Source organism: Bacillus sp. SIMBA_008, from assembly GCF_046535495.1.
GTDB lineage: Bacteria > Bacillota > Bacilli > Bacillales > Bacillaceae > Bacillus > Bacillus subtilis.
The window spans coordinates 1-288 of record NZ_JAWRWL010000275.1; the positions used below are offsets into that span (position 1 = coordinate 1).

The window sequence follows — 288 nt, forward strand, 5'->3', positions numbered from 1 at the left end:
CCGGACATCGCGCAGGCCGAGTACGGCCAGCTGCCCTCGATGGTCATCAGCGACGTCGCTCGCGAGATCACCGATGTCTACGAGCCGTACGCCGAGAAGTACGCCCCGGCGATCAACGATCTCGTCACCTTCGACGGCGCCGTGTATGGCGTTCCGCAGGACATCGGCCCGACGGGCATGATGTACCGCAACGACATCTTCGACGAGTACGGCTTCGACGTGCCGACGACGTGGGAGGAGTTCGCCGAGGTCGCGGAGGACATCCGCGAGGCGGGCGACGGTGACATG

Annotated in this window: 1 protein-coding gene; it reads left to right on the top strand. The window is 65.6% G+C overall.

Features of this window, described 5'->3' with window-relative positions; all coding sequences use genetic code 11:
- A partial coding sequence (locus tag SB658_RS23180; protein WP_410602618.1) for an ABC transporter substrate-binding protein occupies positions 1–288 on the top strand: 288 nt, incomplete at both ends.